At 48.6% G+C, this 9973-nt stretch carries 8 protein-coding genes and 1 pseudogene; all 9 read left to right on the forward strand.

The genetic code is table 11. The features are described 5' to 3' along the window. Nucleotides 1-527 (forward strand): annotated as a pseudogene (locus tag IQ219_RS11280) (Hsp70 family protein); the annotation flags it as partial. A gap of 107 nt (nt 528-634) precedes the next feature. Beyond that, complete coding sequence (locus tag IQ219_RS11285) at nt 635-2263, forward strand: NAD(P)/FAD-dependent oxidoreductase (RefSeq protein ID WP_194072657.1); 1629 nt, start codon at nt 635-637, stop codon at nt 2261-2263. 159 nt (nt 2264-2422) lie between these two features. Beyond that, the gene (locus tag IQ219_RS11290) at nt 2423-3307 is read left to right on the forward strand and encodes a methyltransferase domain-containing protein (protein WP_194072658.1); all 885 of its coding nucleotides are present in this window, start codon (nt 2423-2425) and stop codon (nt 3305-3307) included. Nucleotides 3308-3330: 23 nt separating this feature from the next. After that, entirely contained in the window at nt 3331-4362 is a 1032-nt protein-coding gene (gene hppD / locus IQ219_RS11295; RefSeq protein WP_194072659.1) for a 4-hydroxyphenylpyruvate dioxygenase, read from the forward strand. 91 nt (nt 4363-4453) lie between these two features. Further along, nucleotides 4454-5818 (forward strand): aldehyde dehydrogenase family protein, encoded by a 1365-nt coding sequence (locus tag IQ219_RS11300; RefSeq protein ID WP_194072660.1) that lies wholly within the window; start codon nt 4454-4456, stop codon nt 5816-5818. Between the two features lie 8 nt (nt 5819-5826). Further along, a complete protein-coding gene (locus IQ219_RS11305; RefSeq protein ID WP_194072661.1) occupies nt 5827-6600 on the forward strand; it encodes a TIGR04283 family arsenosugar biosynthesis glycosyltransferase in 774 nt (257 codons plus the stop codon). A 117-nt stretch (nt 6601-6717) separates the two neighbouring features. Continuing rightward, nucleotides 6718-7722, forward strand: a complete 1005-nt coding sequence (locus tag IQ219_RS11310) for a DnaJ C-terminal domain-containing protein (protein WP_194072662.1) — start codon at nt 6718-6720, stop codon at nt 7720-7722. Between the two features lie 18 nt (nt 7723-7740). Beyond that, nucleotides 7741-8403, forward strand: coding sequence for a class I SAM-dependent methyltransferase (locus IQ219_RS11315; RefSeq protein WP_194072663.1), 663 nt, complete (start codon nt 7741-7743; stop codon nt 8401-8403). A gap of 105 nt (nt 8404-8508) precedes the next feature. Beyond that, nucleotides 8509-9973, forward strand: a 1465-nt coding sequence (locus tag IQ219_RS11320) for a SulP family inorganic anion transporter (RefSeq protein WP_194072664.1), incomplete at its 3' end; no start/stop codon positions are given.

A 9973-nucleotide genomic window follows, 5' to 3' on the forward strand; every position in this document is an offset into this window, starting at 1 on the left:
GAAAGAATAAAATTCGTAATCAACAACCCTTTGGGGCGATCGCCCTGGGAGCGTTGCAAATTTACCAGGGCCGGGAAGTGCAGGACTATCTCTACCACAGTTACGGGGTTCGGTATTGGAATCGACGCAAAAATAGCCATAATTGGCATCCCATTATCAAAAATGGGCAAGCTTACCCCATGGCCGAACCCATTGAGTTAACCCTGGGAGCTTCCCTGGATAATCAGCCCAGCATTGAACTAATTGTGGGGGAGTTGGGGTCTAGCATTGGAGCCACGGAGGTGCATTTTGACGGCAATCAGTTAATCACTAGGGTTTTGGAAAACCAAGAGTTCACAGTCCAGCCCCTCAACGACCGCAATGGGGCCAGGCAAATTGCCCAACTGTCCCCCCCTGGCGTCCCCGGTGGCGATCGCATTAAGGTCAAATTTTGGGTGGACGACCAGCGTTATCTACGGCTTACCGTGGAGGATTTGTTACAGCAAAAATTGTTACTGGAAAATCAAGTGGTGGCCCAGTTGCGTTAACTTTGGGTCCGTTTCTCGTTCAAGCAACACTGTTCCAGTCAATACCATGCCAAAACAAAAACCGATTCCAGGCGAATGTTCTACCCAAAGTCGAGGCCAAATTTTTTATGATCACCACCGATGTCGTCATTATTGGGGCGGGGCACAACGGCCTGGTCTGTGCGGCCTATCTGCTCCAACGGGGCCTGGGGGTGACGTTACTAGAAAAGCGAGAAGTACCTGGGGGCGCGGCCACCACAGAATCTCTCATGCCGGAGCTATCCCCCCAGTTTCGCTTTAACCGCTGTGCCATTGACCACGAATTTATCTTTCTGGGGCCAGTGTTGCAGGAATTAAATTTGTCCCAGTACGGTTTGGAATATTTATTTTGTGACCCCAGTGTTTTTTGTCCAGGGTTGGACGGTGAAGCTTTCATGGCCTACCGCTCCTTAGCTCAAACCTGTGCCCACATTGCCACCTATCGCCCCAGAGATGCGGAAAAATATCAGCAATTTGTCAATTATTGGACGGATTTACTCTCCGCTGTCCAGCCCGCCTTTAATGTCCCTCCCCAGGCTTTGCTAGACTTAGCCCTCAACTATGGTTGGGAAAATTTAAAATCTGTGTTGGCGATCGCCGGGTCGAAAACTAAGGCGTTGGATTTTATCCGCACCATGATCGGCTCCCCGGAAGATGTGCTCAATGAATGGTTCGACAGTGAACGGGTCAAGGCTCCCCTGGCCAGACTATGTTCAGAAATTGGGGCTCCCCCATCCCAAAAAGGCAGTAGCTCCGGCATGATGATGGTGGCCATGCGCCATGGGGAGGGCATTGCTAGACCCAAAGGAGGCACTGGAGCCCTAACGGAGGCCCTGGTTAAATTGGTGCAGGCCAAAGGGGGAAAAATTCTCACCGATCAAACCGTCAAACGGGTATTGGTGGAAAATAATCAGGCGATCGGGGTGGAAGTGGCCAGCGGCGAACAGTACCGGGCCCAAAAAGGCGTCATTTCCAACATTGATGCCCGGCGTTTATTTTTGCAATTGGTGGAACCAGGGGCCCTAGCCAAGGTGGATCAAACCCTAGGGGAACGGCTGGAACGGCGGACGGTAAACAATAATGAGGCCATTTTAAAAATTGACTGTGCCCTCTCCGGTTTACCCCACTTCAGCGCCATGGCCGGGGAACAGGATTTGACAGGAACTATTTTGATCGCCGACTCGGTACGCCATGTGGAGGAAGCCCATGCCCTCATTGCCTTGGGGCAAATTCCCGATGCTAACCCTTCCCTCTATTTGGACATTCCCACCCTCTTGGATCCCACCATGGCTCCCCCAGGCAAGCATACCCTGTGGATTGAATTTTTTGCCCCCTACCGCATCGCTGGATTGGAAGGGAGCGGGTTAATGGGCACAGGTTGGACCAATGAGTTGAAAGAAAAAGTGGCGGATCGGGTGATTGATAAATTGACTGACTATGCCCCTAACCTAAAATCCTTGATTATTGGTCGCCAAGTGGAGAGTCCCGCAGAATTAGCCCAACGGCTGGGGAGTTACAACGGCAATGTCTACCATTTGGATATGACCCTAGACCAGATGATGTTCCTGCGACCCCTACCGGAAATCGCTAACTATCAAACCCCCATCAAAAATCTTTACTTAACAGGGGCCGGCACCCATCCGGGGGGCTCCATCTCCGGTATGCCTGGTAGAAATTGCGCTAGGGTCTTTTTAAAGCAACAACGACGTTTTTGGTGAAGCGGAAAACTTAGATTGGGATGGCAATAAAGTCCCTTGTTTAGCCATGGGGGAGCATAGTAGGTGAAGCTCGACAAGATAAATGGTTTACCATGTTAGGCCTAAGCTTGCCCTTCGAAGGTCAGCCTTGAATCCTACTGTTATTTTCCTTTCCATACCATGGCCAGCGCCACCACTGCCAGTGCAGACCTCTACGAAAAAATTAAGGACTTCTACGACGACTCCAGCGGTCTCTGGGAAGATGTCTGGGGTGAGCACATGCACCACGGCTACTACGGTCCCCACGGTACCTATCGGATCGATCGCCGTCAGGCCCAAATTGATCTAATTAAAGAACTACTGGCCTGGGCGGTGCCCCAAAATAGTGCCAAGCCAGGAAAAATTCTCGATTTGGGCTGTGGCATTGGCGGCAGTAGTTTGTATTTGGCCCAGCAATACCAAGCAGAGGTGATGGGGGTGAGTCTCTCCCCAGTACAAGTGGAGCGGGCAGGGGAAAGGGCCAAGGCCATAGGATTGAGCTCAACCTGTCAGTTCCAAGTGGCCAATGCCTTATCTTTACCCTTTGCTTCCGGCTCCTTTGACTGGGTCTGGTCGTTGGAAAGTGGGGAGCACATGCCCAACAAAGCTCAGTTTTTGCAAGAGGCCTGGCGGGTACTTAAACCTGGTGGCCGTCTGATTTTAGCTACCTGGTGTCACCGTCCCATTAATCCTGGCAATGGCCCCCTAACCGCCGACGAACGTCGCCATCTCCAAGCCATTTATGACGTGTACTGTTTACCCTATGTGGTTTCCTTACCAGATTACGAGGCGATCGCCGGAGAATGCGGCTTTGGGGAAATTAAAACCGCCGATTGGTCTGTGGTAGTGGCCCCCTTTTGGGACCGGGTAATGGAATCTGCCCTTGATCCCAAAGTGTTATGGGCCCTAGGGCAAACGGGGCCAAAAATTATCAATGCCGCCCTGTGTTTGCGGTTAATGAAATGGGGCTATGAACGGGGATTGGTGCGTTTTGGCTTATTAACGGGGATAAAGCCTTTAGTTTGAAGTCCACAATGTCCTAGGTAATTATGGAATTCGACTATCTTCATTTATACGTTGACGATTATCAGTCAGCCCATCATTGCTATCAGCACCAATGGGGTTTCATTTGCTTAGATAAAATCAACAATCAGGAGGGGATTACTGGCATTTATCAACAAGGGCAAATTCTGCTACTAATTTCTGCCCCTGCCCCTAGATCTGATTTCAGTAGATATGGTGATTACCTACAAAAACATCCCCCCGGCATTGGTGAGGTGGCATGGCAAATAGAACCAGAAACCTGGTCTACTTTTACCGCTCATCTAGAGCAAAAAAAAATTAAAACTAGCCCTATTAGGCATCTCCTGACTGGGGTAGAAGGATTAACCTTTTTGTCCTGGGGAGACGTGGCCCATAGCGTTTATCCCGCTCGTCCTTCCTTGAAGAGCCAAAAGTTCCATGGATCTAAGTTAACCACCATTGATCATGTGGTACTAAATATTGGAGCTGATCAATTCACCCAGGCCTCCCAATGGTATCAACAGGTGTTTAGTTGGTCAGTACAGCAACGCTTTACTATTAATACTTGTGATTCTGGATTATACAGTGAAGCATTAATCAATGCTAATGGAAAAGTTCAGTTTAATCTCAACTGTCCGACTACAAATACTTCTCAAATAGAAACTTTTTTAGCTAATAATGGTGGAGCAGGCATTCAACACGTGGCCTTTGCCACCGACAATATTATTGAAACTGTCACCCATCTGCGCGGTCTGGGAGTGGAATTTCTTTCTGTACCTCCTAGCTATTACAAACAACAACAGCAGTGCAATCACTTCCACAATAATTGTTTAAATTTGGATTGGGATGGCCTACGGCGTCTACAGATTCTCCTCGATGATCAGGAGAATACAGGTCAGCAGTTACTACTACAAATTTTTAGCTTGCCCTGCTACGGAGATGGTAGTTTATTTTGGGAAATTATTGAGCGCCGTCATCGAGCTAGAGGGTTTGGAGAAGGCAACTTTCAAGCTCTCTACGAAGCAGTGGAAGCCTTGGAAAAAAGCTTGGAAGTTTGACAATAGATAGTCTGAAAAGATTTACTAATGCTTAGTTTTTGATTATTCTAATCATTATTTTACTTTTATCATAAAATTAATTACCCTAGATATGCTTAAAACCATTGTTGCGGAGCAAAGACGGTTCTTTCGCCTTGGTAAAACTCAATCAGTGGGAGAAAGATTAAGCTTACTAAGCAAACTAAAAGCACAAATCCAAGCCCAGGAAGCAGAAATTACTGCTGCCCTTAAGCAGGATTTTGGTAAGCCTCCCTTTGAAAGTTATGTGAACGAAATTTTGGGGGTAATTAGGGAAATCAATTATTATCAAAAACATCTCCAGCAATGGTCTAAGCCTCAACGGGTGGGCGTTAATTTACTGGTATTTCCTGCCACAGCCCAGCTAAGACCAGAGCCCCTTGGTGTAGTCCTAATTATTAGCCCCTGGAATTATCCTTTTTATCTTTGTTTAATGCCCTTAATTGGGGCGATCGCCGCTGGTAATGGTGTAGTAGTAAAGCCGTCCGAATATACCCCAGCCATTAGTGGAGTAATTGCCCAATTAATTCAAAGCGTATTTCCCCCAGCTTGGGCCACGGTAGTAGAAGGGGATGAAACCGTTAGCCAACAATTGTTACAGGAAAAATTTGACCATATTTTTTTCACCGGTAGCCCGAGGGTGGGTCGATTAATTATGGCGGCGGCAGCGGGCCAATTAACCCCGGTTACGTTGGAATTGGGGGGTAAATCTCCCTGTGTGGTGGATAGGGAAATTGATGTACGGGAAACAGTAAAACGCATTATGTGGGGCAAACTGGTTAATGCGGGACAAACCTGTGTGGCCCCGGATTATTTGTTGGTGGAGCAATCCTGTCTAGATCAACTTTTGCCAGCTTTACAACAAGCCATTAAGACACTGTTCGGGGAAAATCCGGCCCATAGTCCTAACTACACTCGCATTGTTAACCGACGACAATGGTCACGGTTAGTGGGTTTATTAAGCCATGGCAAAGTAATTACGGGGGGAGATTATAACGAAGACGATCGCTATATGGCGCCGACTTTAATTGTTGATCCGGATCTAAATTCCCCCTTAATGCAAGAAGAAATATTTGGCCCTATCCTGCCAATTTTGACCTATGAAAACTTAGAGGAAGCAATAGATTTTATTAACGCTAAACCTAAACCACTGGCGTTATATTTTTTCAGTAATAATCGACAAAAACAAGAGCAAATACTGCAATCTACCAGTTCTGGCAGTGTTTGTTTGAACGATATTCTCCTACATTTGACTGTGGCAGAATTACCCTTTGGTGGAGTGGGGGAAAGTGGCATGGGGCGCTACCATGGCAAAGCCAGCTTTGATACTTTCAGTAACTACAAAAGTATTTTATGTCGTCCCTTTTGGGGGGAAACTAATCTCCGTTATCCTCCCTATGGTAAAAAAATGAACTTGATTAAAAGATTTTTTTCCTAGGTTAAGCCATGGCTGTTCATCCCCAACTGAGTATTATCATTCCTGTCTTTAATGAGGCAAAAATTTTACAAAAATCCTCAGGCGATAATAGCAAGGAATATTTGGGACAATTTATCCAGAATCAACGAATAGAAATCTTAATTATTGATGGGGGGAGTGGCGATCACACGGTGGAATTATGCCACAATTATGCTGATCATTTGCCTTTACAGGTTTTTTCCAGTCCCCAACCAGGGCGAGCGAATCAAATGAATTACGGTGCCAGTTTGGCCCGGGGGGAATGGCTGTTATTTTTACATTTAGACAGTATTTTACCTAGGGACTTTTTTGCCCAAATAGCTCAAATATTAACCAATTCTCATTACATAGCCGGGGCTTTTAGGTTGGCCATTGATCTGCCCGGTATACCCTATCGCTGGCTAGAAAAATTAATTCTTTGGCGCTCCATTTACGCCCAACGGCCCTATGGTGATCAAGGTTTGTTTATTCGGCAACGGGATTTCCACCGGCTGGGGGGCTTTGCCGATTTACCGATTATGGAAGATTACCAATTTATGCAAAAACTGGGAAAACAGCAGGGCAAGGTGGCGATCGCCGAGGGCAAAGTGATTACGTCTGGAAGACGGTGGCAAAAGCTAGGACTGGTGCGGACTACGGTCATTAACCAAGCGGTGGTGGCGGGCTACCATCTGGGTGTTTCCCCTCACACTTTGGCCCATTGGTACCGGGGGGCAAAACCGAATCGGGGGAACCGGCCAAACTCCGACGGGACTTCTTGTTAGAGTAAGTTAGTTAGGGGTAAAGCTGGGGCGGTTTGATCAACTCCATGGCAAGTCCGGGAAAATTTTTCCAGGCTTTGCTCCAGGGCGGCAGTTTCAGGTCACAGGAGGGACACTTGTATGGCATCAACGGATTTCAAGGACTATTACCAGATTTTAGGGGTGGGCAAAACCGCTTCAGAAGCTGACATTAAAAAACAGTTCCGTAAATTGGCGCTGAAATATCATCCTGACAAAAATCCTGGGGACAAGGCAGCGGAGGAAAAGTTTAAGGAAATTAGCGAAGCCTATGAGGTGCTTTCCGACCCGGAAAAACGCAAAAAATATGATCAATTTGGTCGCTATTGGCAACAGGCCGGAGCCGCGGGGCAACCCGGTGGGGGTTATGGCCCAGGGAATGCCGGCGTGGGAGTTGATTTTGGTGGCTTTGACTTTAGCCAGTACGGTAATTTTGACGAATTTATCAATGAGCTATTAGGGCGTTTCAATACCCCCGGTAGCGGTCCCAGAACTTCCTATGGTTATTCCACCGGCGGCCCTGGTTTTAATGATTTTGGTGGTTTTGGCAATGCCCAGGCCCCCGCAGGCGATCGGGAAGCAACCCTACAGTTAAACCTAGCAGAAGCTTTTCGGGGGGTGGAAAAACGCCTCAACCTGGGGGAAGAAATGGTCACAGTGCGCATTCCTGCCGGGGCCAAAAATGGTAGTCGAGTGCGGGTCAAGGGTAAGGGCATGGCTAACCCCTACGGCCAACGGGGGGACTTATATCTTAATTTGCAACTTGCTTCCCATCCCTTTTTCCAATTTGAAGGGGATAACCTGGTCTGTGAATTGGCGATCGCCCCTGACGAAGCGGTGTTGGGGGCCGACATTGATGTGCCCACCCCCGATGGTATGGTACGGATGAAAGTACCGGCCGGAGTTAAATCTGGTCAATCCCTACGGTTAAAAGGCAAAGGTTGGCCCAACCCCAAACAGGGCCGGGGCGATCAGTTGGTGCGTCTAGTCATCACTGCTCCGAAAAATCCCAGCGCCATTGAACGGGAATGCTACGAAAAAATCCGGGCGCAACGGACCGAAAATCCCCGCCAAGCGGTGGAAAAATACGCCAACCTATTTGGGTAAAATTCAGCTAACAATGCCATGGGCCAAGGTATCACTGGTTTTGATCCTAATCTTTACGTCTATCTGCAAAGCATTAGTGCAGAGGAGTCGGTGTATCTAGCCCAATTGCGGCGGGAAACAGCCCATTTACCCGGTGCCCCTATGCAAATTAGCCCAGAGCAAGCCCAATTCCTTGGTTTGTTGATCAGTTTAACCGGAGCAAAACAGGTACTGGAGATTGGTGTTTTTCGGGGTTACAGTACCTTGGCTATGGCCTTACAACTTCCCTCCGATGGTCAAATTATTGCCTGTGACCAAGACCCCAACGCCACGGCGATCGCCAAGGAGTATTGGCAGAGGGCGGGGATGGCAGAAAAAATTGATTTAAGATTGGGGCCCGCCTTGGCAACGTTGGAACAGTTGGCTGGGATCAAGCCGTTGCCTCAATTTGACCTGATTTTTATTGATGCCGATAAACGTAACTATCCCCACTATTACGAAGCTGGCTTGAAACTACTGCGGCCAGGGGGATTGGTAGTTATTGATAATGTACTCTGGCACGGAAAAGTAGCCGAGGTTGCTCCCCAAGAACCCCAAACCCGGGTTTTGCAAGAATTTAATCGTGACCTGGCCCGAGATGCACGGGTACAAATCAGTGTGATTCCCCTGGGGGATGGTATGACGTTGGCTGTTAAAAAATAGTAGGCCTCTTCCTGTCCGGAAATGCTGATGGTTGCGGGTTCCAGATTTATAACCCTGGTCTATGCTGACGATTAGCAATCTTGATGCAATTCCCCTTCCTTTTCCATGGCTACTACCCTCCCTTCCCCTGCCCGTTTTGTCCATGGGCTCCGTTTTGATAATCTCCGGGGGGACATTTTTGGCGGTATCACAGCGGCGATCGTTGCCCTTCCCCTAGCCTTAGCCTTTGGGGTTGCTTCGGGGGCTGGCCCCATTGCGGGACTATATGGCGCCATTTGTACGGGATTTTTTGCCGCCCTTTGTGGGGGAACCCCAGCTCAGATTAGTGGCCCCACGGGACCCATGACAGTGGTAATGGCCTCCACCTTTGCCAATTTAACTGCCAGCAATCCAGAAAATGGTTGGGCCATGGCCCTGACAGTGGTGATGTTCGGCGGCATTTTCCAGGTGCTTTTGGGGCTATTTGGTTTGGGGAAATATATTACCTTTATGCCCTACACTGTCATTTCCGGTTTTATGTCCGGCATCGGGGTAATTATCATCATTTTGCAAATTGCCCCCTTATTGGGACACCAAACTGCCCCTGGGGTAGTGCGCTCCCTAGAAGCTCTTCCCACCTATCTCAGCAATGTTAATTTTGCCGCCGTTAGTTTGGGCTTAATTGCCCTGGCGATCGTTTTTTTCTCCCCGCCCCGTGTTAACCGGATTTTGCCCGCCCCCTTAATCGCTCTGGTGGTGGGGACAATAATTTCGCTCATTTTTTTCGGAAATGTATCCCTGCCTCGTATTGGGGAAATTCCCTCCGGTTTGCCCAGCCTTCATCTGCCCTATCTCAGTTGGGGGAGCTTAAAACAAATGTTGCTCTATAGCATCATGTTGGCGGTGTTGGGTTCCCTAGACTCTCTCCTGACTTCCCTCGTGGCAGATAACATCAGCCGCAGTCACCACGACTCTGATCGGGAATTAGTCGGCCAGGGCATTGGCAATCTTGTTTCCGGTCTATGCGGCGGTTTGCCTGGGGCTGGAGCCACCATGCGGACGGTAATTAATATTAATTCCGGTGGTAAAACCCCCATTGCGGGCATGATCCATGCGCTGATTTTGTTAATTATTGTCCTTAAAGCGGGGCAGTTGACGGAACCTATTCCCCATGCCGTCTTAGCGGGCATCCTGATCAAAGTGGGCATCGATATTGTTGATTGGAGTTTCCTCAAACGGGCCCACCAACTTTCCACGAAGGGGGCGGGGTTAATGTATCTGGTGTTGGGATTGACCGTGTTTGTGGATTTGATTACGGCGGTAGCGGTGGGGGTGTTTGTGGCCAATCTGTTCACAGTGAAAAATTTGACTGATATCCAACTCCAATCGATTAAAAGTGTTACCCGGGGAGACGGGGAGGACTGGTTAGAAGAGGAGGAACAACAAATTTTGCGGGAAGCCAATGGCCGTATTTTTATGTTTCACCTCAGTGGTCCCATGAGCTTTGGGGCGGCCAAGTCCATTGCCCGCAGGCTAACCATTGTGGAAAATTACGATGTGCTGATCCTCGATTTGGCCACAGTACCCCGCC

The organism is Synechocystis sp. LEGE 06083 (assembly GCF_015207725.1).
GTDB classification, from domain to species: Bacteria; Cyanobacteriota; Cyanobacteriia; order Cyanobacteriales; family Microcystaceae; genus Synechocystis; species Synechocystis salina.